This window comes from Halomonas sp. B23F22_10, from assembly GCF_043496975.1.
Taxonomy (GTDB): Bacteria; Pseudomonadota; Gammaproteobacteria; order Pseudomonadales; family Halomonadaceae; genus Halomonas; species Halomonas smyrnensis.
Genome location: NZ_JBIEKF010000011.1, coordinates 1 through 25,434, shown reverse-complemented (window position 1 = coordinate 25,434; position 25,434 = coordinate 1). Strand labels below are relative to the sequence as shown.

Annotated in this window: 20 protein-coding genes, 7 pseudogenes and 1 other annotated feature; of the genes and pseudogenes, 18 read left to right on the top strand and 9 right to left on the bottom strand. The window is 56.8% G+C overall.

Going from position 1 to position 25,434, the window contains the following annotated elements; genetic code table 11:
• Positions 1-140: pseudogene (locus ACGTNF_RS16270) on the top strand (IS481 family transposase); the annotation flags it as partial.
• Between the two features lie 66 nt (positions 141-206).
• Here ACGTNF_RS16270 and ACGTNF_RS16265 read toward each other — a convergent pair.
• The 7 genes from ACGTNF_RS16265 to ACGTNF_RS16235 all read right to left on the bottom strand — a co-directional run bounded on the left by ACGTNF_RS16265 (position 207) and on the right by ACGTNF_RS16235 (position 5,905).
• Complete coding sequence (locus ACGTNF_RS16265) at positions 207-557, bottom strand: hypothetical protein (protein ID WP_394602548.1); 351 nt, start codon at positions 555-557, stop codon at positions 207-209.
• A gap of 14 nt (positions 558-571) precedes the next feature.
• A complete protein-coding gene (locus ACGTNF_RS16260; RefSeq protein WP_394602547.1) occupies positions 572-874 on the bottom strand; it encodes a transposase in 303 nt (100 codons plus the stop codon).
• Between the two features lie 158 nt (positions 875-1,032).
• Positions 1,033-1,734 (bottom strand): transposase, encoded by a 702-nt coding sequence (locus tag ACGTNF_RS16255; RefSeq protein WP_394602546.1) that lies wholly within the window; start codon positions 1,732-1,734, stop codon positions 1,033-1,035.
• A gap of 206 nt (positions 1,735-1,940) precedes the next feature.
• A complete protein-coding gene (locus ACGTNF_RS16250) occupies positions 1,941-4,052 on the bottom strand; it encodes a YjbH domain-containing protein (RefSeq protein WP_394602545.1) in 2,112 nt (703 codons plus the stop codon).
• A complete protein-coding gene (locus ACGTNF_RS16245) occupies positions 4,040-4,729 on the bottom strand; it encodes a capsule biosynthesis GfcC family protein (RefSeq protein ID WP_394602544.1) in 690 nt (229 codons plus the stop codon). Before ACGTNF_RS16245 ends, ACGTNF_RS16250 begins: the two co-directional genes overlap by 13 nt.
• Positions 4,730-4,868: 139 nt before the next feature.
• A complete protein-coding gene (locus ACGTNF_RS16240; protein WP_394602543.1) occupies positions 4,869-5,474 on the bottom strand; it encodes a hypothetical protein in 606 nt (201 codons plus the stop codon).
• Positions 5,475-5,545: 71 nt separating this feature from the next.
• Positions 5,546-5,905 carry a hypothetical protein gene (locus ACGTNF_RS16235; protein WP_394602542.1) on the bottom strand — a complete coding sequence of 120 codons (360 nt, stop codon included), beginning with the start codon at positions 5,903-5,905 and terminating at the stop codon, positions 5,546-5,548.
• Positions 5,906-6,306: 401 nt separating this feature from the next.
• Between ACGTNF_RS16235 and ACGTNF_RS16230 the strand changes: the two genes are divergently transcribed.
• Together ACGTNF_RS16230 and ACGTNF_RS16225 are read left to right on the top strand one after the other, a co-directional pair.
• Complete coding sequence (locus ACGTNF_RS16230; RefSeq protein WP_394602541.1) at positions 6,307-7,437, top strand: polysaccharide export protein; 1,131 nt, start codon at positions 6,307-6,309, stop codon at positions 7,435-7,437.
• Positions 7,437-7,874 carry a low molecular weight protein-tyrosine-phosphatase gene (locus ACGTNF_RS16225; RefSeq protein WP_394602540.1) on the top strand — a complete coding sequence of 146 codons (438 nt, stop codon included), beginning with the start codon at positions 7,437-7,439 and terminating at the stop codon, positions 7,872-7,874. Before ACGTNF_RS16230 ends, ACGTNF_RS16225 begins: the two co-directional genes overlap by 1 nt.
• 173 nt (positions 7,875-8,047) lie before the next feature.
• On the opposite strand, the gene ACGTNF_RS16220 is transcribed toward ACGTNF_RS16225, so the two are convergent.
• The gene (locus ACGTNF_RS16220) at positions 8,048-8,389 is read right to left on the bottom strand and encodes a four helix bundle protein (protein WP_394602539.1); all 342 of its coding nucleotides are present in this window, start codon (positions 8,387-8,389) and stop codon (positions 8,048-8,050) included.
• Between the two features lie 159 nt (positions 8,390-8,548).
• On the opposite strand from ACGTNF_RS16220, the gene ACGTNF_RS16215 reads away from it, so the two are divergent.
• The 14 genes and pseudogenes from ACGTNF_RS16215 (at position 8,549) to ACGTNF_RS16150 (ending at position 23,512) form a co-directional block, all read left to right on the top strand.
• The gene (locus ACGTNF_RS16215; protein WP_394602538.1) at positions 8,549-10,705 is read left to right on the top strand and encodes a polysaccharide biosynthesis tyrosine autokinase; all 2,157 of its coding nucleotides are present in this window, start codon (positions 8,549-8,551) and stop codon (positions 10,703-10,705) included.
• A 288-nt stretch (positions 10,706-10,993) separates the two neighbouring features.
• Positions 10,994-12,280, top strand: coding sequence for a sugar transferase (locus tag ACGTNF_RS16210; protein WP_394602537.1), 1,287 nt, complete (start codon positions 10,994-10,996; stop codon positions 12,278-12,280).
• 500 nt (positions 12,281-12,780) lie between these two features.
• Positions 12,781-14,064 carry an oligosaccharide flippase family protein gene (locus ACGTNF_RS16205; RefSeq protein ID WP_394602536.1) on the top strand — a complete coding sequence of 428 codons (1,284 nt, stop codon included), beginning with the start codon at positions 12,781-12,783 and terminating at the stop codon, positions 14,062-14,064.
• A 30-nt stretch (positions 14,065-14,094) separates the two neighbouring features.
• Entirely contained in the window at positions 14,095-14,730 is a 636-nt protein-coding gene (locus ACGTNF_RS16200) for a sulfotransferase family 2 domain-containing protein (RefSeq protein ID WP_394602535.1), read from the top strand.
• Between the two features lie 291 nt (positions 14,731-15,021).
• The gene (locus ACGTNF_RS16195; RefSeq protein WP_444875015.1) at positions 15,022-16,014 is read left to right on the top strand and encodes an IS30 family transposase; all 993 of its coding nucleotides are present in this window, start codon (positions 15,022-15,024) and stop codon (positions 16,012-16,014) included.
• 43 nt (positions 16,015-16,057) lie between these two features.
• Positions 16,058-16,879 (top strand): glycosyltransferase family protein, encoded by an 822-nt coding sequence (locus ACGTNF_RS16190; RefSeq protein ID WP_394602533.1) that lies wholly within the window; start codon positions 16,058-16,060, stop codon positions 16,877-16,879.
• A 262-nt stretch (positions 16,880-17,141) separates the two neighbouring features.
• Positions 17,142-17,340, top strand: a pseudogene (locus ACGTNF_RS16185) (helix-turn-helix domain-containing protein); the annotation flags it as partial.
• Positions 17,341-17,520: 180 nt separating this feature from the next.
• Positions 17,521-18,380, top strand: a pseudogene (locus tag ACGTNF_RS16180) (IS3 family transposase); the annotation flags it as partial.
• A gap of 303 nt (positions 18,381-18,683) precedes the next feature.
• Positions 18,684-19,763, top strand: a complete 1,080-nt coding sequence (locus ACGTNF_RS16175; RefSeq protein ID WP_394602531.1) for an IS110 family RNA-guided transposase — start codon at positions 18,684-18,686, stop codon at positions 19,761-19,763.
• A gap of 16 nt (positions 19,764-19,779) precedes the next feature.
• A pseudogene (locus tag ACGTNF_RS16170) lies at positions 19,780-20,061 on the top strand (integrase core domain-containing protein); the annotation flags it as partial.
• Between the two features lie 24 nt (positions 20,062-20,085).
• Positions 20,086-20,337: pseudogene (locus tag ACGTNF_RS16165) on the top strand (IS3 family transposase); the annotation flags it as partial.
• Positions 20,338-20,523: 186 nt separating this feature from the next.
• Entirely contained in the window at positions 20,524-21,402 is an 879-nt protein-coding gene (locus tag ACGTNF_RS16160) for a glycosyltransferase family 2 protein (protein ID WP_394602530.1), read from the top strand.
• 24 nt (positions 21,403-21,426) lie between these two features.
• Positions 21,427-22,206, top strand: coding sequence for a glycosyltransferase family 2 protein (locus ACGTNF_RS16155; RefSeq protein ID WP_394602529.1), 780 nt, complete (start codon positions 21,427-21,429; stop codon positions 22,204-22,206).
• 313 nt (positions 22,207-22,519) lie between these two features.
• A complete protein-coding gene (locus tag ACGTNF_RS16150) occupies positions 22,520-23,512 on the top strand; it encodes an EpsG family protein (RefSeq protein ID WP_394602528.1) in 993 nt (330 codons plus the stop codon).
• Positions 23,513-23,558: 46 nt separating this feature from the next.
• Here the strand turns inward: ACGTNF_RS16150 and ACGTNF_RS16145 are convergent.
• Positions 23,559-23,774, bottom strand: a pseudogene (locus tag ACGTNF_RS16145) (hypothetical protein); the annotation flags it as partial.
• A 173-nt stretch (positions 23,775-23,947) separates the two neighbouring features.
• Between ACGTNF_RS16145 and ACGTNF_RS16140 the strand changes: the two are divergent.
• A pseudogene (locus tag ACGTNF_RS16140) lies at positions 23,948-24,864 on the top strand (IS3 family transposase); the annotation flags it as partial.
• Positions 24,226-24,342: a sequence feature (AL1L pseudoknot), on the top strand. Its footprint overlaps the pseudogene before it by 117 nt.
• Positions 24,865-25,434: the final 570 nt, after the last annotated feature.

The following is a 25,434-nucleotide window of genomic DNA, read 5'->3' as shown; positions in this document are numbered from 1 at the left end:
TGTACAATCACCACATCCCGCAGAAGGCGCTGCACCACCAATCACCGATTGTGGTGATGAAGGAATGGCAGGCCAAACGTCCTGAGTTATTTACCAAGCGGGTGGTCAATCACACGGGACCCGACACGTACGACACGTAATCGGGGACAGACCCCAATTAAAGGAGACGGTCGGCATTTGCCGGCCGTTTTCTTTTTGTTGGGATTTCAATCGCCTTTTGGTTTTCGGCCGGGTCTGCCGGGCGTGGTGCGTCGTCCGAGTAGCTCGGCAACTTGTTGCTGGAATCGATCGGTGCCGAGCACCAGGCCGCTATGGGTGGTATGTCGAATCTGATCGAGGAGAGCAGGTTCGAGAGTGCGGTGGAAGAGTTCCCGATAGTGCCGGCAGCGCTGTTCCGCCGTCTGGCCCAGGCCGAGGACGCTGGGGTGTGGTGTGATGAGGGAGTCGATCTCACCCTGGGCATTGGCGCGATAGCTGGACCAGCGGTACTCGGCGGGATGCGGTACCATGCCGGCCCTTACCGGGTTGAGCTCGATATAGGCGTGGCAAGCCAGCAAATAGGAGGTTTCTGCTACCAGGCAGGAACGAAAGCGTCCCTCGAACAGGGTGCCGGTTCGCCGGTAGAGGCGGTTGAAGCGCTGGGCATAGCGCTGATGGCACCGGGATCGTCACCCGGAGAGGCCAGCAGGTGGACGTGGTTGGTCATCAGCACATAGGCGTGAATCTGGATCCCGCTGTCGCGGATGATCGTCTCCAGCAGTTCCAGGTAGTGCCGACAGTCGTCCTCGGTGGCGAAACAGACGCCGCGATTGTTGCCTCGTTGCACGAGATGCAGCGGCGTATTCGGCAGTAGAAATCGGGCCTGGCGAGCCATGGCATGCCCTCGTGGAGTGCTCCCGACTTCCTAGATTACGTCGCGGCATGCCGTGAGGATGTAGGACAGGTACGACGGGTCGTGTGGGTAATGAGAGAAATCGGGGACAGACCCCAATTAAAGGAGATGGTTGGCTTATGCCGGCCATCTTCTTTTTGTTAGGTTTTCAATTGCTTTTTGGGTTTGCGGCCGGGTCTGCCGGGCGTGGTGCGTCGTCCGAGTAGCGCGGCAACTTGTTGCTGGAATCGCTCGGTGCCGAGCACCAGGCCGCTATGGGTGGTATGTCGAATCTGATCGAGGAGAGCAGGGTCGAGAGTGCGGTGGAAGAGCTCCCGATAGTGCCGTCCGCGCTGTTCCGCCGTCTGGCCCAAGCCGAGGACGTTGGGGTGTGGTGTGATGAGGGAATCGATCTCACCCTGGGCATTGGCGCGATAGCTGGACCAGCGGTACTCGGCGGGATGCGTTACCATGCCGGCCCTTACCGGGTTGAGCTCGATATAGGCGTGGCAAGCCAGCAAATAGGAGGTTTCTGCTACCAGGCAGGAGCGAAAGCGTCCCTCGAACAGGGTGCCGGTTCGCCGGTAGAGGCGGTTGAAGCGCTGGGCATAGCGCTGGCCCAGTCGCTTCATCATAGCGCTGATGGCGCCGGGATCGTCACCCGGAGAGGCCAGCAGGTGGACGTGGTTGGTCATCAGCACATAGGCGTGAATCTGGATCCCGCTGTCGCGGCTGATCGTCTCCAGCAGTTCCAGGTAGTGCCGACAGTCGTCCTCGGTGGCGAAGCAGACGCCGCGATTGTTGCCTCGTTGCACGAGATGCAGCGGCGTATTCGGCAGCAGAAACCGGGCCTGGCGAGCCATGGCATGCCCTCGTGGAGTGCTCTCGACTTCCTAGATTACGTCGCGGCATGCCGTGAGGATGTAGGACAGGTACGACGGGTCGTGTGGGTAATGAGTGCCTGTCCCCGAATTCCTCCTGTCCCCGAATTCCTCCTGTCCCCGAATTCCTCCTGTCCCCGAATTCCGAGTGCCTGTCCCCGAATTCCCCAATTCCGAATTCCTGCGATTTACTCCCAGGTCTTGTCGTACTCCTCCCAGTAGCGGCCGAGGTCGCGCTCTTCGGTGAGGGGGTAGAGGGCATAGCGCCGGCCGAGGCGGGCGCCGCCGTCGCGGGTGAGCGGCTGCCAGGCGATGGTGGCGCTGCTGCGGCTGGAGCGCACGAAGAAGGCGTCCAGCGGGACGGTGACGTAGAAGGCCTTGTCGAAGCTGCCCTCGCCGTAGCTGTCGCCGGCATCGGTGAAGGTGGCCCAGGCGCCGATGCGCACGCCGTTGTCGAACTCGCGTGAGAGGTCGACGGTGGCGCCGTAGTCGCCGGCCAGGTAGCGGCCGACGCTGAGCTTGGCGAGGATGTCCTCGTAGCCGGTATCGACGTAGGCGGTGGCGTGGCCGGTCCAGGTCTCGTAGTCGCGCAGGCCGAACTGCTGGTCGAAGTCGCGCTGGCGCACCCAGTTGAGATCCAGCCCCAGGGCCCAGCCGGCATCGAAGGGCCGATACAGCATTTCGCCGCCGGCGCCGGCGTACATCATCTCCAGCAGGCCGCCATAGCCCATGGCGTAGAGGTCGTCGCCGAGCTTGGCGGTGCGGGTGTACTGCAGGTTGCTGATGCCGAGATCGGTCTCGGCCAGGTAGTCGCCGATGTAGGTGCGCACCCGCGGCAGGTCGGAGTCGGCGATGTACTCGTACTCGTCGAGGTTGTCGGCCAGGGTGGCGGTCACGCTACCCGAGAACCAGCCGTTGCGGTCGGTGGTGTATTCGCCCGAGGCATAGGCAGAGAGCCGGTACAGATAACCATCCGGGCCGCCGAAGTTCTGCTCGACGGCGGGTCCGACGCTCCAGGAAGCGCGCTGGGCATCGCCCTGATAGAGCGATTCGCCCGAGGGTTCGTTCAGGCGCGCGCGGGAGTAGATGCCATAGCGGTAGGCGGTATCGGCCGAGGCGCTCTGAGCGGCGGCCTCGAAGGCGTCGCGGTCGTGCACGTCCTCGCGCAGGGTCAGGCCCTTTCGCTGCCAGCGGTAGTGGAAGGTGTCGACGTCGTCGTCGGCCTTGGCGCTGAGGATACTGTTGGCACGGCCCTCGCTCTGGCTGAGCGCGCGGTAGGTCGTAGGCTCGCCGGTCACGGTGAGGTCGTTGCCGTCGCGGTGGATCGCGTCGACGCGGATGCCGGCGTTGCGCTGCAGGGAGCGCGCCGTGGTGGCCCAGTCAGGATCGGCCGGGGCGTTCAGTGAACGGGGCGGCGGATCGCGCTTGACCTGGGCCAGGCCCGCCAGGTTGGTGGAGAAGCTCAGGCCGAGCATCGCCGTGTTGCCGCGCTGCCAGCCGCTGCGCAGCTCGAAGCTGTCACCGAGCCGCAGGCGAGCGCCGACGTTGAAGCGCGAGTCCTGCGGCTGGTCGTTGTCCTGGGGCTCGTGGGCATAGTCGTTGCCCTCGTATTCGAGCTGCAGGATCAGCGGGTCCCAGGGTGTCTGGTACTCGACGCCGCCGAACAGCGACATGGGGCCGCGAAACAGCTGGCTCAGGGCGAACTCGCCACCCTGGTCGCCGCCGGCATTATCGGGGCGGTCGTCGAAGCGCTGGTCGATCCAGCCCAGTGGCGAGTCGGCATCAGCAGCGCTGCCGAGATAGCCCCAGCCCAGCCCCAGGCTGACATCCAGCGAGTTCCAGCGCTTGCTGGCGACCAGATACTCGGCGCCGAACTGGGAGGTACCGCCGGCGTCGCGCAGCCCCAGGGCCAGCTCGGGCCAGTAACGCCCCTCCTCGCGAAGCCGAAACTTGGCGTCGATGCCTTTATCCAGATAGTCGCGGTCACCGGCGATCTCTTCGCCATAGCGACGGTTTTCCACCGAGACATAGCGAAAGCCCACCTCCAGCCAGTCGAGCGGTTGGGCGAAGACGTTGAAGCGCCGGTAGGGCTCGGTGCGGCTCCAGCTCGCGGCGAAGTTGCCGACCTCATTCATCCGCGCCGTGGGCGTCTGCATCAGGCCCACGCCGCCGAAATCGCTCTGGCCGGTGCCCAGGTTGTCGGCCATGGCGGTGTGGGAGACAAGCAGCAGGGGCGTCAGGCCTAGCAGCTGGGTGGCAAGGAAATAGCGGGGGCTGACCCCTGAAACTAGTTTGGCCATAGGGTGCAGTCGTCGCCGGGCAGTCGGCTCGCCAGGAAGGCGGCCAGTTCACGATTGATGATGTGGGCTTCCTGAGAATGCTCGGGCAGACGCACGGCGAGGCGGGCGCCGGGCGCCAGTGGGGCATCCTGGCGGTTCCAGGCGGCGATGCCGAGCGTGCGCGACTGGCCGCGGGGGGGGATGACGCTGACCTCATCCAGCCCTTGGGTCGCCGAGGCCGGCAGGCGGTCGAGCAGGGTGTCGACGCTCATGCCGGGCCACCAGTCGATGCGCTGCACGCCGGTCAGGGTCCAGGCTTCCACCCAGCCAGGCGTGTGGCAGGTGCCGAGGCTGTCGATGTCGGCCATGGGCGGATTCTGTCGCAGCGCGCCGGCCAGCGATATCAGCCCCAGTGGCTCGGCGCTGCGGGCGGGCCTGGCGGGCATGCTCTGCAGCCGCCTCGACCAGCGGGCCAGGGCATCGGGCAGGGGCTGCTGCCCCGCGGCCGCGAGCACCGGGCCAAGGCCCTCGATTTCGGCGATCAGGCGTGCGCGGCGTTCGGCCAGCTGGTCGGCGTCGGCATGGCGCAGGGCAAAGCTGTAGGTCCAGTCGAAGGGCGGCTGGTCGGCCGCCTGGCGCTGTTGTTGCCACTTCAGCCAGGCGTCGATCAGAGTCGCGGGCTCGGCGGTCTGTGCCATCGATGACGGGGCCGAGACCAGTGACGCGCCGAGCAGAGCGCTGCCCAGAAGGCGACGTGCGTAAGCCCGCAGGTGAGGCGTTTGGAAAAGACGCAAGGCAGTGTTACGGAGTGTTCGCATGCGGCGGCTCATGTCGGGCTTACCACCAGTGGCGAGCGACGCGCCACGAGACCTCCGGGCCGCTCGGCCAGGGTGTCTCGGTCGCGGCCCAGAGGCGGTGCGTGGCGGGATCGCGCCAATAGGTCGCGCTGGTGATGTCGCCGGTCGCCCAGTGCCAGTCGATCTGGCAGGTCTCAAGGCGGCGTTCGCCCAGCGGCAGCTCGAAGTCTTGTGCGGGCGAGCAGTGCGGCGCGCCTTCGGCCTGGAAGCGCCGTATGTCGCCGGCGGCATCCTGAGCCTGGCGCGTCAGCGTGACCGGTTCGGAAGCGGTGTGCTGCCAGGGGAAATAGGGCGTGTATTGCGTGCCGAGCAATCGTGCATCCAGGCCCTGAAAGGCATGCAGGCCGCCTTGCTCGAGTTCCAGCACCACGCCATTGCGCCCGGGCCAGTAGGTCATGTCGCCAGCCTGGGCGCCCATCACCATCAGGCCCTGGATATCGCCGATACGCGCATCGAGGGAGGCGTAGGGTATCGCGTCGGCCTGGGCGGAGGCGTCGCCGCCAGAGAGGATGGCATTCAGCGAGGCGCCGAGGGGTGTCTCGCCGGAACTGGCACAGCCGCTCAGCGAGGCGAGTGCGACGCCCAATGCTACACAAGATGAGGCCGCCCGCAGGCGGCCTCGTGTTCGGCCATATACCGCGCGTAGGGTCATGGCGTTTAGCGAGTACCGGTGGTGCCGGTGGTGCCGCTGTCTCCATCACCGCCTCCGCCACCGCCGGAAGCCGCTACGCCGACACCGACAGCGACGGCGCCGGCCACGGCCAGCCCCGTAAGGGCAGCGGTAGAAAGGCCGGTTGCGGCCGCCAGGCCACCAGCGCCTGCGCCCGCTGCGCCCGCGCCTGCGCCACCACCGGCGCCGGCTGCACCGCCTGCGCCGGCACCCGCATTGGCACCCGCCGTACCCGCACCTGCACCGGCGCTACCGCCGCCGCCAGCGCCGGTTTCGCTCTGCGCCATGGCCAGCGGAGAGGCCGTCATGCCGGCGATGGCGAGATAAGCCAGTCCTTTCTTGAGCATCTTGAATCTCCCTTGCGTCTGTGACGGTCATGCTTCTACAGCATCATGCTAATGCTTTTAAAGGCTAGCGCATAGCGGTTGCAGTGAGGTGATAGCGGTCGCGGAGTCTTTTTTGGGTGAAAGGCTGCCAAAGAGGCATCAAACAATAAGCAAATGAATGGTTTGTAAGCGATCTCCTACAGGCAATATCGCGCATCTCATACATATCTGATACCGGCGCACACGGTGCTGGTGATGTCATTGCCAGGTCATGTATGATCCGCAAGCTATTCATTTTGCATGATCTACATTGACGTTTTTGGCGCGTTGCCAAGCGATACAGGCCTCGGGGATGCGCCATGACACCTCGGGGCGGTAGCGTGCCCTGATGACAAAACTAGTACTCAATACAGGCAGTCCGCATGCGTCATTCAACGCCTCTCAAACTCCTGGCGAGCCTGCTCAGCGTGGCCTGGCTCTCGGGATGCGCCTTCGCCCCCGGTAGCCATTTCGATGCCGACGTCGAGAGTGCGCCGGTAGACGATCTCGTCGATGTGGAACCGATCACCCTCGGCCTGATCGCCAGCCAAGAGCGCGCGCCGGATGACCAGGCGTTGAAACAGATGAGCGAGGCCCAGCGCGTCGCCCTGGGCAGTTACGACTATCGCATCGGCAAGGGCGATGTGCTGAGCATCATCGTCTATGACCACCCTGAACTGACCATTCCCGCTGGCAGTGAGCGCAGCGCGGCGGAGTCGGGCAATACCGTTCAGCCGGACGGCACCATCTACTATCCCTATATCGGCGAAGTGGCCGTTGAAGGGCAGACGGTGTCGGAAGTGCGGGAGACCATCTCACGCCAGCTGGCCGAATTCATCGCCGCGCCTCAGGTCGAAGTGCGCATCGCCGCCTACAACTCCCAGGACGTGTTGATCTCCGGTGAGGTAGGGGAGCCAGGGCAGCTGCCGATCACCAATGTGCCGATGACGGTGCTGGACGCCATCAGCATGAGTGGCGGGCTTGGGCCTCAGGCCAACTGGCACGGTGTGCAGCTGACCCGAGACGGTGAAACTCGCACCCTCGACGTGTACGGCATGCTCAACGAGGGCAACCTGTCTAGCGACCTCCTGCTTCAGGATAATGACGTGCTGCACGTGCCCGATCTTGGTGAGCAACAGGTGTTTGTGATGGGGGAGGTGAGCGAGCCCCAGTCGCTGCCCATGGGCCGCTCGCCGATCACCCTGACCGAAGCGCTGAGCCGTGCCGGCAGCTTCAACGAGGCCCAGGCCGATGCCAGTGGCATCTTCGTGTTTCGCCGCAATACCCAGCGCCAGGACAAGTTGGCCACCGTCTATCAGCTGAATGCCCGTAACGCCGCGGCGATGGTGCTCGGCACGCAGTTCCGCCTCGAGCCATCTGACGTGGTCTATGTGACCACCACCTCCCTGGGTCGCTGGAACCGCACCATCAATCAGATCTTGCCGACGGTGACCGCGCTGTATCAGGTTACACGAGCGGCCAATGACGCTAACGATCTGCGGAATGACCTCTGATGTTTCAGCACCTGCTTGTCGTCTGCACCGGTAACATCTGCCGTAGCCCGGTCGGGGAGGCCATGCTCAAGGCCTCCCTGCCGGGGCGTCACGTGGAATCCGCCGGGCTGGGTGCATTGGTGGGCCATGGCGTCGAGCCGACGGCACGAGAATTGGCCGAAGCCGAAGGCCTGGACGTCGAGGCCCATCAGGCACGTCAGATCACCCAAGAGATGCTGCAATCCGCCGATCTCATCCTGGTAATGAGCGAAGGGCAACGCCGTGCCATCGGCGAGATGGCGCCCGCCGCACTGGGCAAGACGATGCTGATCGGCCGCTGGCTCGACGGCGGCAAGGGCCTCGAGATTCCCGATCCCTATCGCAAGAGCCCTGAAGCCTTCGAACATGTGCATCGAATGTTGAAAGAGGCGACCGAGGCTTGGGCGGCCAAGGTCTGAGCTGCAAGCGGCCAAGCGCCGAGCGGCCAAGCAGCCAAGCAGCCAAGCAGCCAAGCAGCCAAGCAGCCAAGCAGCCAAGCAGCCAAGCAGCCAAGCAGCCAAGCAGCCAAGCAGCCAAGCAGCCAAGCAGCCAAGCGGCCAAGCAGCAAGCAGCCGACAAGGCAGTATGGCGCTTACTGGCGTAGCTTGCGCATCAGGCCGTAGAGCATTTTGGAAATTTCACGGGTTTCTTCGGCCCAGCGCCGCCCTTCAGCTCTGTTGATGTATCCGACTTCCATGCCGATATAGATCTGCGCCCTGAGTTCTGCACATGAGCCTTTGGCATAGCTGAAAAACTTGACTCGATCGCGATCACTGTCTCTTTCATAGCCTTCGGCGATATTGCTGGCGATAGATAACGCGGACCGAGTGATCTGGTCCTTGAATCCGAATTCCCTAGATTGACTGAAAGTTTGGAACACTTCTGCACATAAGCGTGCGGAGCGCTTCCATACCAGCAAGTCTTCAAATTTCATCGCTACCAGCCCCACCGCGCCATCGAGCTTTCAACATAGCACTTGGCCGCTTGGCCGCTTGGCCGCTTGGCCGCTTGGCCGCTTGTAGCTGAACCACCGAGCCTGGAGAATTCACGCCAGATGTCAGACTCGCAAAATCTTGGAACGAAGCCATCACCGATGGCCGACGACGAAATCGACCTGGGGCGCCTGTTCGGCCTGCTGCTCGATCACAAGTGGTGGATCATCGGCATCACCGCGGTGTTTGCCGTGGCTGGCGTTGCCTATGCGCTGCTGGCGACGCCGGTGTATCGCGCCGATGCCCTGGTGCAGGTCGAGAAGAAGGCCGGGATGAGCAACCCCCTCGAGGACGTGAAGTCGATTCTCGGCGAGGAGCCCTCGGCGGATACCGAGGTGGGCATTCTGCGTTCACGCATGGTGCTCGGGCGGGCGGTTGATCAGGAACAGCTGACATTGCACGTGACCCCGGAGCGTCTGCCGGTGGTCGGTGATTTTCTGGTCCGCCATGGCATGGAGCGCCCCGGGTTCGCCGAGGCCAGCGTGTGGGCCGGCGAAGCGATCAATGTCGCCAAGTTCCAGGTGTCGCCGGCGTTCGTTGGCGAGCCGTTCGAGCTAACGGTGCTCGGCGAGGATCGCTACCGGCTGAGCCTGGAAGACCGCGAGCTGGGTGAGGGGAAGGCCGGCACCGATGAGTCATTCCTGGATGGAAGCGTGCAGCTGCGCGTTGCCGAGCTTCAGGCCGGCGAAGGTGCGACCTTCACCCTGCAGAAGTCCTCGCGGCTGGCGGCGATCAACGACCTGCGTTCACGTTTCGGTGTCAGCCAGCAAGGCAAGGACAGCGGCCTGCTGGACCTGTCGCTGAGCGATACCGACCCTCAGCGCGCCGCTCGGGTGCTGGATGCCGTCAGTGAGGTCTACCTGACCCAGAACATTCAGCGTCAGGCCGCCGAGGCGGAGAAGAGCCTCGAGTTCCTCGAGAATCAGACACCCCAGGTGCGCGAACAGCTTCGCCAGGCGGAAGATCAGCTCAACTCTTATCGCACCGAGCGCGACAGCGTGGACCTGTCGATGGAAACCGAATCGCTGCTCGAGCGTATCGTGGATCTCGAGAAGCAGCTTAACGAGCTTTCCTTCACCGAGGCGGAAATCTCTCGGCGCTTCACCACCAGCCACCCGACCTACCAGGCCTTGCTCGAGAAGAAGCAGCAGCTGCAGAACGAGCGCGACCAGCTCGAGGAACGCGTCGACAGCCTGCCCGAGACGCAGCAGCAGGTGCTGCGGATGAGTCGTGACGTTCAGGTCAACCAGGAAGTCTACGTTCAACTGCTCAACAAGATGCAGGAGATGAAGATTGCCCGGGCCAGCACGGTCGGTAACGTGCGTATTCTGGATGAGGCCGCCGTGCAACCGGCACCGGTAGAGCCCAAGAAGCCGCTGATCGTGGTGCTGGCCACGCTGCTGGGCGGCATGCTCGCCGTGGGCCTGGTGCTGGTGCGCGGGCTGCTGCGCCGCGGCGTGGAGTCGCCCGAACAGATCGAGGATGCCGGCATCCCGGTTTACGCTTCCGTGCCGCTCTCCGACGAGCAGGGCAAGCTGGTCAAGCGCGTCAAGCACCGCAACGACAAGGGTGGCCAGGACATCAGCACCGGTATTCTCGCCGAGCGAGCGCCGGCGGACACCGCCATCGAGGCGATTCGCGGCCTGCGCACCAGCCTGCACTTCGCGATGCTGGAGGCCGGCGACAACCTGCTGGCGATTACCGGCCCGAGCCCGGGCATCGGCAAGAGCTTCGTCACCATCAACCTCGCCGCGGTGTGCGCCCAGGCCGGGCAGAAGGTGCTGGTGGTCGATGCCGACATGCGCAAGGGTCATGTGCACCATGCCTTCGGCGGTCGCAGTGAAGGTGGCCTTTCCGAGCTTCTTTCCGGCAAGGCCGCGCTGGCCGACGTGACGCGTTCCGGCAGCATCGAAGGGCTTGACTACATCTCACGCGGCAGCGCTCCGCCCAACCCTTCCGAGCTGCTGATGCAGGAACGCTTCAGCCAGTTTTTAGCCGACATTCGTGAGCAATATGACCTGGTCGTCATCGACACCCCGCCGATCCTGGCCGTGACCGACGCGGCGGTGATCGGCAAGCAGTGCGGCACCACGCTGATGGTCACCCGTTTCCAGGTAAACCCGGTGAAGGAGCTGGAGATCGCCCAGCGTCGCCTCGCAACTTCAGGTGTGCCGGTTAAAGGCGCCATCCTCAACGCCATGGAACGCAAGGCTGCCACCAGCTACGGCTACGGCTACTACAACTACGCTTACAAATAAGCCCGTTTATTGAGTCGGCTGCCAGCTCATCAACAAGCCACAGGGTCAGCCCCCGGTCGAGCCTCAAAACCACACAATGGCCCTCCAGCGCGGCATACCTCCGCCTGGGGTCTGGACCTTCAGTCGAAACACCGAACGAAGCATCGATATAAGCAACACCACAGGCCCAATGCCGGCTGCCCTCTAGGGAAGGGCAAAATGCCAGCACTCCCACGAGCCTGCCTATAACAAGAACATAGGGACCGTGAATAACACGTTTTATCAGCTCATGATGAGCAAGGGATACGCATGGATACCATCAATCCACCGCTGGAACGCCAACGTCGGCATTCCCGTTTCTTCGAACGTCTGCTTTTCAGTTACAAACTGCAACTGCTCCTCGGCCTCTGCATCGCTGTACTGGCTCCAGCCCTTTGGCACTGGGGGTGGGGGTTCTGGCAGCAGGCTCCCACTGCTCTTTGGGCAGCGCTGACCGGCACCGCCATCGCCTATACCGTATCGATTAATGCGGTTCAGCGTCTCGCCCGCCTTCCCGGCACCAAAGCCTCGCTGCTGATTACACCGAGCATCAGCATTTGTTACGGATTGCTGGTTCTGGCACTGGTGGCGCTCGGCATCGAATATTCCGCCCTGCATGTGTTCATCAGCTATCTTGTTGCGCTGGCGTATTGCGGTGGCGGCTACCTTATTGGTGCTCGATTCCGTATTCCAAAGCTGGCGGTAGTGCCTTTCGGTAAGGCGCCGGAGCTTTGCCATAACCATGGTGTGGATTGGCGAGTGCTCGATGTGCCTGACCTCGACCAGACCCGTATCGATGGCGTGGTCGCCGACCTGCGTGGTGACATGCCGGAGGAATGGGAACGCTTCCTTGCCAATTGCACGATCCACCGTATTCCTGTCTATCACGCCACCAGCGCCTTCGAAATGTTGAGCGGGCGCGTGCAGCTGGGGCACCTCTACGAGAACCGTTACGGTAGCCTTCAGCCCGACGAGGGCTACGAAGTCGTCAAGCGCGTTCTCGACTTTCTGGCAGCCTTGGTGCTGATGCCTATCGTGTTACCGGTGATGGCCATCACGGCTGTGGCGATTCGAATGGACAGCCCCGGCCCAGCCATCTTCAAGCAGCAGCGCATGGGGTTTCACTGCCGACCCTTTATCGTCTACAAATTTCGCAGCATGTATACCGACCAGAAGGGGGCGGGTTTCACCGTCGATGGGGAGGACCCTCGCATCACTCGTGTCGGTAACGTTATCCGTAAATACCGCATCGATGAGCTGCCCCAGCTGTTCAATGTGTTGAAGGGCGATATGAGTCTGATCGGTCCGCGCCCCGAATCCATGAATCTGGCGGACTGGTATGAGAAGGATGTGCCGTTCTTCCACTACCGTCACGTGGTGCGCCCCGGCATTTCTGGTTGGGCCCAAGTAGAGCAGGGCTATGCCGCCGAAGTGGAAGGCATGATTCGCAAGCTTGAGTACGATTTCTACTACATCAAGAATTTCTCGTTCTGGCTCGATGTGCTGATCGTGATTCGTACGCTCAAGACGATGTTAACCGGTAGCGGGGCACGATAACCGCCCCTTATCGCGTTACCTTCGTAAAATCAATGGGTTACATGTGGTGGTTTTGCGATCATGCGGCCTGCCCTGCAACATTGCGGGGCGTTTGGCGAAACGGCCTTTCCCGCATTGTTGCATTATCGGTCCTGCACCTTTGCGGCCATCGGCACTAGCGTAATTCGCAAGATGGCGGGCCCTTTCGCCATTTTGCAGTGATTTTCACGAAACTCGCCATCCCGCATATTTGCGGGGGCAGACTGCAAGAATATGGGCCTCACTTTGCGTTCTGCAGGCCAAAAAGTGGAGTATGGCCTGCAGGCGATATTAAAAGGCGCTTGGGCATTGCCGGTAAAAAATGAATTTAAATCAGGGTCATTCTGTTCTCAACTGGAAGTAAAGCCTTGGTAAGGAATGCGTGATGTTCATGAGACGGTAAAGTCATTCATCAACTGGCTCGTTTCTCCTTGGTGAGTGAGTTACTGATTGAACCAACCATGATTTTGGAATGAATAATCTTGAGTCTAAAAAAGCAGCTAATCAAAAGTTTTATGGGCGTTGGGATCATAAAGCTGCTTTCCATACCAGTAGGCTTAGTAACCAGCATTGTTCTGGCTCGTACCTTGGGGCCAGAAGGGTTTGGGCAGTACGCTTTCATCATGGCACTGGTGCCCCTCATTTCTTTGCCGGTAAGTGGTGGTCTGCCACAGCTTCTAACTAGAGAAGTTGCTAAATTCGCCCATGCAAAGAATTGGGCATTGTATCAAGGAGCCTTGAAAGCCTCACACGCATGGGTGCTGCTGGTAGCTACTATCTTGCTTATCGGCTATTGGGTACTGAGAGCCGGGTTTGACCTAGTGCCAACAGAGGGCAAGTGGGCACTTCTTCCCATCGCATTGTTGATGGTGCCGCTTGGCGGACTGGCTGCAGTGCGAACGGGGACTATCAAAGGCCTTGGCTTGCCAGTCTATGCCGAGTTGCCAAACCAGATGATCCGACCTGTTGTTATGTTAGGGTTGATCGCCATGTTGGCCTGGCAAGGCCTATTAAATACTGAGGCAGCTATCTGGAGTCAGGTAATAGGTGCTGGTCTTGTATTCCTGGTTGCAAGTTGGATGTTCTTCAGAATTCAGCCACGCGAAGCAAAAGGGGTAGCTGGCGACTACCAGTTGGTGCATTGGAAAAGTGCGTTACTACCTTTCAGCATGATTGCACTGTTTAGCGCTTTTAACGCACAGATTGGGGTTATTGTTCTGGGTTTCCTTAGCACAGATGATCAAGTTGCTGCTATGCGGGTTGCTGAGCGGGGCGGACAGTTTGTTGTGTTATCACTCACGCTGGTAAATATGGTAATAGCCCCCTACATCGTGCGTGCCCATCGAGATGGGGATAAAACACTGTTGCAGCAACTTGCTAGGAAGTCAGCCAGAGGGAGTTTGCTTTTGGCTCTTCCGGTTGCTGCAGCACTTATTATTGGTGGTGAGCCTCTAATTAGCATGGCGTTTGGGGAGAGCTATTCAAGTATTTCGTACTGGCCTGTTGTCGTTATTTCACTAGGTCAGTTGTTGAATGTTTTCTTCGGTTCGGTTGGATACTTTCTCTCAATGAGCGGCTACGAGCGAGAAACCCTTAAAGGGCAAATGCTTGCCGTCGTAGTTAATATCTCACTTTGTTTGGTTCTCGTGCCAATGTTTGGGGCCATTGGTGCGGCTGCGGGTGTAGCTATCGGGGTGGTTGTGTGGAACGGATTCTTGCACGCTATGGTTAAGCGTCGAATTGGTATCAATTGCTCGGTATTTTGAGTTCTCCCTTAAAGAGCGAAGTTTAAATACATGATCAGGAAAGTGCTCTCAAAAGGGCGGTCTATGTATCAACAGGCATTTTTTCCGTATACATCGGCTAGTCTAAAGAGAAAAGTAATTTTCATTCATATTCCCAAGGCAGCCGGAACCGCTGTGCGTGTCGCGCTAGGAGAGCCGGAAACTGGACGCCGCCATCTTCCTTGGTGGGTTTATGAACAGGCATCACCTAAAAAATTTCAAGAGTTCTATAAGTTTGCTTTTGTGAGAAACCCACTTGATCGTGCCTTATCAGGATATAAATACCTGAAAGCTGGTGGAAATAAGGCGGGAGATTTAGAAGTTGCGAGATATCTCGAAAAATACAATGGTTTTAATGATTTTGTAGATCGTGAGCTTGTAGCTGGTAGTATGATTAATCATCCGATTTTTCGGCCTCAGGCTTGGTATCTCTGCGATTGGAAGGGCGACATTCAGGTTGATTATGTTGGTCGGTTCGAAACGATCGATAATGACTTTAAAAAAATTGCGAAGCATTTGCATTTAGGTTGTTGTGGTGGTCTGCCGTTGATCAACAAGTCGACTGAATGTTCTGAAATCATCAGCGAGACAGCTAGTTCTGCGATACGAGAAGTTTATCGAGCTGATTATCATTTTTTCGGTTATTGATTTTGATAAAAATATGATTTCACATAAACATAAATGTATATTTGTTCATATTCCGAAGTGCGGCGGCCAGAGTGTTGAAATGGCATTCTTGAACGACCTGGGGATGGAATGGGATCATAGGAGTCCCCTATTATTAAGACATAATGATGACCCAGACGTTGGCCCCCCCCGTTTAGCGCATCTTACTTACCTGGATTCATAGAATAACCGCAGCACTTTGGACCGCGAGGTAGAGGCATGAGGGGCAGCGCCGGTACCCTTCTCGGCTCACCTACCAAAGTGAAGCAGAGCATGGGATACCGACAGCTGACCCAGACACAACGATATCAGATCCACGCCCGCTATGACTTGGGCATGAGCCAGCGCCAGATCGGCAGGGAGCTGGGCCTCCACAGCAGCACGATCAGCCGCGAGCTTGGCCGCAACGCCACCGCCGATGGCTATGATCCCGAGCGGGCCCAGACCCTCAGTGATCATCGGCGCCGTACCGCCGCCAAGTGGACGAAGCGCCTGCCGAGCATGATGGCCGCCGTTGTCGGCCGGCTGCGTGAGGAGTGGAGCCTACAGCAAATCAGTGGCTTCATGGCGCCTTTGGCCGGCGTTGGTGTCAGTCATCAATGGATCTACTCCTTGATTTGGGATAACAAGGCACGGGGTGGTGATCTCTGGCGGCATCTCCGTCAGCCCAAACGTCGCAATAAGCACCGCGCGCAGGCCAAGAGCGCCGGGTTGGGTAGGATCCCAAACCGAGTCGGGATCGAACACCGCCCGGATGAGGTCGATGACCGGCGCTTCATCGGCCACTGGGAGGGCGACACCGTGATACAGGGCCACAAACAATCGGGCTTGGTCACGCTGGTCGAACGTCGCAGCGGCTATCTACTGGCGGCACGACTGCCCAGGGTCTCGGCCGAGCTAACGCAAGCGGCCATGATCCGCCTGCTGAAGCCGCGTCGGGGAGCGGTCCAGACCATCACGCTGGACAATGGCTCGGAATTCGCCGGCCACGAAGCTGTGGCCAAGGCGGTGACGGCGGCGATGTACTTCTGTGATCCCTACTGTTCCGGGCAGCGTGGGACCAACGAGAACACGAATGGCTTGATACGGCAGTACTTCCCCAAGGGAACGGATTTCCGCCAGGTCACCGATGACAAGCTGCGCAAAGTGGTCACGAAGCTGAATGACCGCCCTCGAAAACGGCTCGGCTATCGGACGCCGGCGCAAGTGTTTCTGGGGGAATACTCAGGAGGCCTGGATACCGCAGGTGCTGCGCTTATTGTTTGAATTCAGGCACGAAAACTCTAGACCAGGCACTTAAGGTGTTTCATTGATAACCGTAAATCTCACCACTACTTCTCAAAGGCTAGATTTTTGCCGTATCTCACTCACTTCGATTTTGTTGCAATCTAGATTGCCTGATCGAATCAATTTATGGATTTCTAAGGAACCATATCTTCGAGATACAGGCATCGCTGACAGCGAGGCGGTTGATCAGTTACTGGAGTCTCTGCCGGAAGTTGGGAAAGGGTATGTTAGTATTCGTTGGGTGCCTAATACAGGGCCCTACCGCAAGCTGATTCCTATGCTACGAGAGGCGACACGGGATGACGTAATAGTCACTGCAGATGACGATATTTTTTATGGCCGGGATTGGCTCAGCGGATTGTTGGCTGCCTATGAGGAATCGGGCGGTAAGCCCGTGGCGTCTAGAGTTCGATCTAAGCGTGTCAACTTCTTGGGAAAAAAAACGTCCTATATATATTGGGGTTTAATTGGCCATTCCGTTGTTGCTAAAGATGATTTTATCATTACCTTTGGCGGTGGGGCAGTTTTAACCAGGTCGATGTTTGATGAACAAGACATTGCTGACGACTCATTCTTTGGATTAGCACCTACGGCTGATGATCTTTGGTATTCCACCTTGCTGAAGCGAAATAAAAATGAGGTGGAGGTGGTGCCAGAATTACTCAATGAGTTACACTTCATCCAGCATTGTGATGGGCTTGTCAATCATAATTTCCCTCGTGTTGCCTCTTTGTTACATAAATTTCGTGTAAGATTGTGGGATAGATTCGTGGGTTATTTGGGTGTTCCTGTTTGTGGTAACGATGTTGCTTATGCAAAAATTGTTCGATATTTCAGAAAATAAATTTATTTCTTATCTTGGCTGGTTGTTTTGATTAAATAGTTGTTCGTCATTATCGCAAGATATCGATTTGGAATTTCGTTGTTGATAAGCGGGACATATCTTGAGCATGGCACTGTAGGTGTATGACCAATGGCTTTTCCTTGATATGGCGATAAGCGGGATTTATCGTTAAAGACCTGTAAGCTCGATGTTTTCGAAACTCGAAGGATGGCGCTCTCAATAACCTAGCGCAACACCTGACCCGGTCAGATACGGTGCTCCCATGACTCACTGCTATCGCCACCTCTCTGCTGAAGACCGAGACGTCATCATGATGATGCGAGCCATCGCCACTCATCTGGGCCGGGTACCAAGTACCGTGTCGCGGGAGCTTGCCCCCCACACTGTTTCTCGCGTCAATGGCTACGATGCCAGCCTAGCGGGCTTACCGGGCTCGTCTGACGCATCATCGGCCTCGTCGCCTTTCCTTGTTCGTGCAGCCTCACTCCAGATCGGGAGGGGCTTGGATACCATTCAAGCTATCGAAATAGAGGGCATCAGGGGGCATAATCTAGGTCACAGGCTATAACGCCTCAGGCTGAAGTGGTCCAATTGGAGCGGACACCCCGATAAGCCTCATAATGGAGGCAATGGAGGTGTTCATGACCAAGAAGACTCGACGTCGGTATTCCGATGAATTCAAGTCGGATGCGGTGAGCCTGGTGACCGATCAGGGGTATTCCGTATCCGAGGCCGCCCGGCGCCTGGGAGTGGAGCGCAGCGTGCTGGATCGTTGGTGCCGCAAGCACCGTCAGCAGGTTTCCAGCACCTCGGAGCGGCAGGAGGACGATCGCGACGCCGAGATCAAGAAGCTCCGCGAAGAAGTTCGTAAGCTTCAGGTTGAAAAGGATATTCTAAAAAAGGCGGCGGCCTTCTTCGCCAAAGAGTCGAGCTGAGATACCAGTTCATCGAGTCGGAGAAGGCCACCTATCCCGTGGCCGTGTTGTGTCGCGTCATGCGGGTCAGCCGGAGCGGTTTCTATGCCTGGCGACGGCGTGGCCCTGATGATCATCGACGGGCCCTGCTTCGAGAGGTCAGAGAGATCCATCGCCGAAAGCGCGGCAGCTACGGCAGCCGCCGCATGGCCATAGAGCTGCGACGCCGCGGCTACGAGGTCGGCCGTTACCAGGCCCGCAGCCTGATGCGGGAAGCCGGCATAGAGGCACGGCAGCGGCGACGCTGGCGTCATACGACCGATAGCCAGCACACCCTGCCAGTGGCACCCAACTTGTTAAACCGCCAATTCATGGTGTCCGCGCCGAACCGGGCTTGGGTGGCCGATATCACGGCAATCTGGACGCTTGGGGGCTGGCTCTATCTGGCGGCGGTGCTCGATCTCCACGACCGACAACTGGTGGGTTGGTCGATGGCGGACCACATGCGCACGCAGTTGGTTCTAGACGCCCTGGAGATGGCCGTAGGTCGCCGGCAGCCCAAGAGCGGATTGATCCATCACAGCGACAGTAATACTGCGAGATGCCAGGTGTTCCGGGGTTTGACCTGACTCACACAGCGATCGACCTATGCTGAAAGACCTGGTGCCGTAAGGGTTCTCGGATCTCCTGACTCCCACTCTGATCGACCCGGGTAGTGTGTCTTTCCACGGACCTGTCGGTGATCCGGGAACACCTGACGGCGAGGGCTCACCTCGTCGATGCATGTGACTCAAGAAGGGCCTGACGCTCGCTGCTTGTCTCGTTACTGTCGTGTCCAGGCTATCGCACTCGGGTGAAGCCACCTTGACCGGATAGCCTGGAGAGACATCATGACTCAGCATCACAGTGACCGCCCTGACATTGTCGGTGGCGTCGACACTCACAAGGATCTTCATGTGGCCGCTGTCGTGGATTCTCATGACCGCGTGCTCGGTGCCGCCAGTTTTCCGACCACCCGACATGGCTATAAGACCATGCTGGCCTGGATGCGTAGCTTCGGTGAGCTCAGCCGAGTAGGCATCGAGTGCACTGGGACCTATGGGGCTGGCTTGCTGCGTTACTTGCAGCGCACTGGCATCACTGTCCTGGAGGTCACTACCCCAGACAAGACCGTCCGCCGAAAGCGTGGCAAGAACGATACTATTGATGCGGAGAATGCCGCCCATGCGGCTTATGCGGGCGTCCGTACCGTGACCCCAAAGACCCGTGACGGCATGATCGAAGCCTTGCGCGTACTGAAGGTCTGCCGTAAGACCGCAGTGGCTGCTCGCCGTGTGGCGCTTCAGATGATCCAGACCCAGATGGTCTCAGCCCCCGAGGAGCTCCGCGATCAGCTGCGCAACATGTCGCGGATGCAGTTGATCCGAACACTGGCCGCCTGGCGTCCTGACATGAGTGGATATCGGGACGTTGCAATGGCCTACCGCATCGCCTTGAAGTCCCTTGCCCGCCGCTACTTGGAACTCCATGACGAGGTCGCCGATCTTGATGTCATGATCAAGGCCATCGTCGATGAGCTGGCCCCCGAGCTGGTGTCGCGAATGGCGGTGGGCTATGAATCCGCAGCCCAGCTGCTGATAACGGCGGGGGATAATCCGGATCGCCTTGGTTCAGAAGCCAGTTTTGCGGCGCTATCTGGTGTCAGCCCGATACCCGCTTCTTCAGGCAAGGTACAGCGCCACCGCCTCAATCGGGGCGGTGACAGAGCCGCGAATAGTGCTCTGCATATCATCGCCATCGGGCGACTACGTCTCGACGCTACAACCCAGGCGTATGTCTCCCGGAGAGTGACGGAGGGGCACTCCAAGCTGGAAGCTATTCGCTGTCTGAAACGCTACATCGCCCGAGAGGTATATTATGTGCTGCGTCATCGTCATCAAGAGATCAACCAGGCGACAATCGCCACTTGACACTTAGAAGGGCGTCCGCGGCAGCCAATATGCGTCGCATGACTACCGATCCACGTTGGATCGGCATGGGTTCCAGGCCTCGATGAGCCGCAAGGGAAACTGCTGGGACAACGCCGTCATGGAGCGCTTCTTCGGTTCACTGAAAAGCGAGTGGCTGGCTGACCAGCGATATGGGACCCGCCAGGCAGCACGGCGCGATGTCGTCGAATATATCGAGATGGAGTACAACAGTTGCCGGCTCCACTCGACCCTCGGCTACCAGTCACCGAGGGAGATTGAGCTGGCAACTGCGGCTTGAAAACGTGTCCGCTCTGACTTGACCAGAACACTGCTGACCCGGCACGACCTCCAGTGCAGCATGAGTGCCAAAGGCAACTGCTACGACACTGCCTGTGCCGAGAGCTTCTTCCACGGTCTCAAGGTTGAGGCGATCCATGGCGAGCGATTCGAGACCCGGGACGACATGCGGCGGCAAGTTTTCGAGTGCATTGAGATGGACTACAACCGGCACCGCCGGCACAGTGCGATTGGGATGATCAACCCGGAGGCCTCCGAGGCCCAAATGATCGGTTAAATCGGTGTCCACGATTGCTGGGTAAGATCAAAATTCCTCTATAGCCTGCGGAATCTCCGCTGCACGATGTTTGTCTTGTAAACTATCGAGGTATAACGGCTTTACATCTGGGTTCTGGTGGGGGAAGACCTCAGGTTCGATGGATGCTTGGATCTGAAAATTTAATGAATTAGAAGATGTAAGCTTATGGAAAAAAGTAGCTTAAAGGTAACTGTTATTGTTCCCATTTATCAGCAGTGGGATCTTGTGCATGAGCTTTTCAATGCGTTGCTTGAACAAGATTTTCCGAAAGAAGAATGGGAGCTTCTGCTAGTAGATAATGGTTCTAAAAATGTTCCTGAAATTTCAAGTCTGCCTGGTTTTGTAAAACTTCTTAAGTGTGATAAGTCAGGGTCTTATGCGGCTCGTAATGCAGCAATTAAACGTGCGAAAGGTGAGCTGTTAGTCTTTACAGATAGTGACTGTGTGCCTTCTTGTTGTTGGCTATCCTTATTGTGGGCGGCTTACCAGAACGGAGGTCATGATAAGCTTCTTGCGGGAGGGGTGAAGGTTTCAAAGTTTGGTTCTGGAAAGCCGAACATTATCGAGTTATATGATAAAGCAATGGGGTTGCCTCAAGCGAGGTACGTTAGTCGCGGATATGCTGTAACGGCAAATCTGTCGCTCTCTTTGTCAATGATGAAATATTTTGGGGGGTTCGATGAAGAGCGTTTTTCTGGCGGCGATGCTGAATTGTGCCAGAGAGCCACGAAAGAAAATTATGAACTTATTTACTTGCCCGAAGCTTTTGTGGAACATCCTGCAAGGTCCAGTTTCAAGGAAATAGCAAGGAAGCTGAAGCGTGTTAAAGGGGGGCAGATATGTGCAGGAGGCTTTTCCCGAAGACTGAAGTTCTTTATTAAAACCTTTGTGCCACCAGTGTGGGCCTATTGGTATATAGTGAGTTGCGCCTCCTTAACTGGAATTGAAAAAATTAAAGTCTTGGCTTTCCAGACCTTTCTTTGGGGAGTGGAGTTAATAGAAACGATAAGCCTAATAATTGGGAAAGCTCCAGAAAGGCGATAAGGCTGCTGATAAAGGTTTGATGTTATGCCTCTAGTTACTGTTGTGATGCCGGTTTTTAATTCTGAGGCCACTGTTGGCGAGGCAATACGCTCTGTTACTTCACAGACGTTCGGTGATCTGGAGCTAATTGTTGTAGATGATGGGTCCACTGATGGCACGTTAGATATTGTAGAATCATACTCAAAAAATGATCCCCGGGTTTTTTGGTTTCGTCTTGATGGCAATCAAGGAGCGGCCGTGGCGCGTAATACTGCAATTGGAAAAGCTCTTGGGCGATATATTGCTTTTCTCGATAGTGACGATGCTTGGGCACCAGAAAAGCTTGAGCGTCAAGTTTTTTTTATGAGAGAGAATTCTATAGAGTTATCTTATACTGCTTACTCTAAAGTCGGCGAAAATGGTGAATGGCTTGGACACGTCGGTGTTCCTGATAAAGTAACTTATCATCAGCTTTTAAAGACATGTGTCATAGGCTGTTTGACGGCAATGTATGACACTAAAAAGCTAGGTAAGGTTTATATGCCACTGGTTAGAAAGAGGCAGGATTATGGCCTTTGGCTTAATATCCTCAAGTTGGTTCCTCATGCGATGGGGATTAACGAACCTCTTGCTTTTTATCGTGTGCGGTCTGATTCGATTTCTGCCGACAAAAAAAAAGCGGCTATGCATACTTGGAAATTGTACCGTGAGGTTGAAGGCTTGGGTAAGGTTCGAGCTTCTTACTATTTTCTTAATTATTCCATCCGTGGGGTTCTTAGACATCATGCCCCACGGCTGGCAAGAGTTATTGGGGTCATGGATTAAGCTGATATCGAATGGGTTTTTAAATGACCTCTTAGACAGATACCTGGTAGAAGATGACGCCTACAAGCTATTTTTTATTAATGTTTGCAAAAAATGGAGGTCTGGTAAATTGATGATTTGTCAGGATTTACCATTCCCTTTTTGAGTTTTACATGATTGTGAGTGTGTTTGCTGTCAAAAACAAGGCTAACGCTTGATAGTTAAAGGTAAATAAGTCATATGCGAATTTAAGCTGTATGGACTTTTTACCCTATCACCTCATCCGCCCCCACCCCTCCTGCTTTTGGATGGGGAAGTTAATTTTTGAGTTGTTATGACGTATGAGCTTTCCTTTTATTTGTTCGTTGTTTTGGTTGGCTTGGCTCTGTGTTTTCGTGAAATCCCATCAAAACTTGTCTATTCTTTTTTGACTTTCTTTCTGTTTTTGTCTTATTCGGCTGTCACAAGGTATTCTGGCTTCGATATTGACATTAATGTGTATGCGGAAGCTTTAAAATTTGATACTTTTTCAATCTACTATATTAAAGAGCCTGTTTACTGGCTGCTGTCGCGGTATGTGTATGATTTTACAGGTTCGCCCGAATTAACTTTTATATGTTTTGATGCTGTGTCTTTTGTTCTTGTCCTTATGGCAAGGAAGAATATGGATCTCCCGCAATATTTTCCATATCTCTTCTTGCTTTTTTTTCCTTCTGTGATGGGTATTAATAACGTTTATAGGCAATATCTGTCTTGCTCGATATTTATTTATTTTGCTTCTTTGCTTTTTGTCGATTCGAGTTTCTTCAGAAGACTTTTTTTCTTGTCTCTTTCATTTTTGACACACAATGCTGCCGCATTGTTTGCGCCTTTAATTTTTTCGCTTAACGATAAGAGAAATGTGGGCGGATTGTTTTTTTATTCATGTTTGTCTATTCTCCTATTGTTGCCTTTTGCTCTAGGAACAAAATCTGAGTCAGATACCGGAGTGTTAAGTGCCTGGGCGTACCTTTTTGTTGTGATTATATTTCTTCTTTTTTATGCATTCTCATATGGGGCGAAATTTAATAATTTGTCGGCGGGCTTCTTTTGTTATTTTCTGTTCTTGGTGTTTTTGATCTTTTTTTCAGCTGTGCTCATGGGAAGCGCGCAGTCAAAAAGAGTTGGAATGTATGCGTTAATGATCTGCTTGGTTCCAGTCGTGATTGCGATTGAAGAAAATTACAAACAACGATTTTTGTCAAGGTCTATTGTGTATGTTGTTTTGATTCTTCCTGTTTTTGTTTTTTCAAGTTCTTTGGAAATGCTTTTGACTCAAGGCGAATAGTTTCCCTTTTTTAGTGGGTGTGATGTTAGTGTATGGAGTTGTTTTTTTATTGTTTTGCGAGGTTCTTCAGGTTATGTCTGGGAGCATAGGTGTCGGGTCCCGTGTGATTGACCACCCGCTTGGTAAATAACTCAGGACGTTTGGCCTGCCATTCCTTCATCACCACAATCGGTGATTGGTGGTGCAGCGCCTTCTGCGGGATGTGGTGATTGTACAGCCACATGTAGCGTTTCAGCGTCTGCTCCAAGTCTTCGGAGCCTGTCAACATAGTTGGCACATGAAACGGAGCCTGTCAACATAGTTGGCACATGAAATGACTTCGGCTCTTTAAAATCCTGAGGCCTGAGGCACCGGGTCCCTCTCGGGATTCAGGTGCACTACCTCTTGAACCGTACCGGGATTCCCGGAGGCTCCAAACCTTGAGAGGATGGAGCCATGAACACTTCCAAGCGATATGCCCCTGAGGTCCGTCAGCGGGCCGTCCGCATGGTCTTCGACCACGAGGCCGACTACCCCTCCCAATGGGCAGCTATCGGCGCCATTGCCCCCAAGATCGGCTGCACACCGGAGACGCTGCGTAGCTGGGTCCGTCAGGCCGAACGTGATGCGGGGCGTCGGGAAGGCGCGACCACTACTGAACGCGAGTGAATCAAGGCCCTGGAGCGCGAGAACCGCGAGTTGAAGCAGGCCAACGAGATCCTGCGCAAGGCCTCTGCGTATTTTGCCCAGGCGGAGCTCGACCGCCGCGGCAAGTGATGATCGAGTTTATCGATGATCACCGAGAGTCGTACGGGGTCGAGCCGATCTGCCGTATCCTGCCGATCGCCCCATCGACGTATTATGAGCACAAGGCCCGTGAAATCCGGCCCGACCGAGCGCCACCTCGTATTCAGCGTGATCACTGGCTGAGTGCCGAGATTCAGCGCGTCTGGCACGAGAACTTCGGCGTCTACGGCATCCGCAAGGTATGGCGGCAGCTACACCGCGAAACCATCCCGGCAGCTCGGTGCACGGTCGAGCGGTTGATGCGCCGGATGGGATTGCGCGGTGTGGTGAGAGGCAAGCCGGTCCGTACGACCGTGCCAGATCCCAACAAGGCCTCTCCGGCGGACCTGGTGCGACGGCAGTTTCAGCCAGCTTAGCCGAATTCGCTGTGGGTGTCGGATTTCACCTATGTCGCGACTTGGCGGGGTTTCGTGTACGTCGCCTTCGTCATCGATGCCTTTGCCCGCCGGATTATCGGCTGGCGAGTCTCACGCTCGCCCCGCACCGACATGGTGCTCGATGCGCTGGAGCAGGCGCTTCATGAACGCCCTCAGCGACCTGGCAGCGACTTGATCCACCATAGCGATAGTAATACTGCGAGATGCCAGGTGTTCCGGGGTTTGACCTGACTCACACAGCGATCGACCTATGCTGAAAGACCTGGTGCCGTAAGGGTTCTCGGATCTCCTGACTCCCACTCTGATCGACCCGGGTAGTGTGTCTTTCCACGGACCTGTCGGTGATCCGGGAACACCTGACGGCGAGGGCTCACCTCGTCGATGCATGTGACTCAAGAAGGGCCTGACGCTCGCTGCTTGTCTCGTTACTGTCGTGTCCAGGCTATCGCACTCGGGTGAAGCCACCTTGACCGGATAGCCTGGAGAGACATCATGACTCAGCATCACAGTGACCGCCCTGACATTGTCGGTGGCGTCGACACTCACAAGGATCTTCATGTGGCCGCTGTCGTGGATTCTCATGACCGCGTGCTTGGTGCCGCCAGTTTTCCGACCACCCGACATGGCTATAATGTAGGGTCCCGGATGATCGGATCGCCTATAGAAGTTATCCTCTGCTAGCCGCCAGAGAGCTTCTTCAGCAATTCATCCGGGAGCAGATTCATGGACATCAAGCTGCATAAGCAAGCGACGACGACA

Bases quoted from the DNA above. Each gene is read 5' to 3' on its own strand.
- ACGTNF_RS16260 (WP_394602547.1), bottom strand. From the start codon at position 874: ATGGCTCGCCAGGCCCGATTTCTACTGCCGAATACGCCGCTGCATCTC.
- ACGTNF_RS16255 (WP_394602546.1), bottom strand. From the start codon at position 1,734: ATGGCTCGCCAGGCCCGGTTTCTGCTGCCGAATACGCCGCTGCATCTC.
- ACGTNF_RS16250 (WP_394602545.1), bottom strand. From the start codon at position 4,052: ATGGCCAAACTAGTTTCAGGGGTCAGCCCCCGCTATTTCCTTGCCACC.
- ACGTNF_RS16245 (WP_394602544.1), bottom strand. From the start codon at position 4,729: ATGGCACAGACCGCCGAGCCCGCGACTCTGATCGACGCCTGGCTGAAG.
- ACGTNF_RS16235 (WP_394602542.1), bottom strand. From the start codon at position 5,905: ATGCTCAAGAAAGGACTGGCTTATCTCGCCATCGCCGGCATGACGGCC.
- ACGTNF_RS16230 (WP_394602541.1), top strand. From the start codon at position 6,307: ATGCGTCATTCAACGCCTCTCAAACTCCTGGCGAGCCTGCTCAGCGTG.
- ACGTNF_RS16225 (WP_394602540.1), top strand. From the start codon at position 7,437: ATGTTTCAGCACCTGCTTGTCGTCTGCACCGGTAACATCTGCCGTAGC.
- ACGTNF_RS16220 (WP_394602539.1), bottom strand. From the start codon at position 8,389: ATGAAATTTGAAGACTTGCTGGTATGGAAGCGCTCCGCACGCTTATGT.
- ACGTNF_RS16215 (WP_394602538.1), top strand. From the start codon at position 8,549: ATGGCCGACGACGAAATCGACCTGGGGCGCCTGTTCGGCCTGCTGCTC.
- ACGTNF_RS16210 (WP_394602537.1), top strand. From the start codon at position 10,994: ATGGATACCATCAATCCACCGCTGGAACGCCAACGTCGGCATTCCCGT.
- ACGTNF_RS16200 (WP_394602535.1), top strand. From the start codon at position 14,095: ATGATCAGGAAAGTGCTCTCAAAAGGGCGGTCTATGTATCAACAGGCA.
- ACGTNF_RS16195 (WP_444875015.1), top strand. From the start codon at position 15,022: ATGGGATACCGACAGCTGACCCAGACACAACGATATCAGATCCACGCC.
- ACGTNF_RS16175 (WP_394602531.1), top strand. From the start codon at position 18,684: ATGACTCAGCATCACAGTGACCGCCCTGACATTGTCGGTGGCGTCGAC.
- ACGTNF_RS16160 (WP_394602530.1), top strand. From the start codon at position 20,524: ATGGAAAAAAGTAGCTTAAAGGTAACTGTTATTGTTCCCATTTATCAG.
- ACGTNF_RS16155 (WP_394602529.1), top strand. From the start codon at position 21,427: ATGCCTCTAGTTACTGTTGTGATGCCGGTTTTTAATTCTGAGGCCACT.
- ACGTNF_RS16150 (WP_394602528.1), top strand. From the start codon at position 22,520: ATGACGTATGAGCTTTCCTTTTATTTGTTCGTTGTTTTGGTTGGCTTG.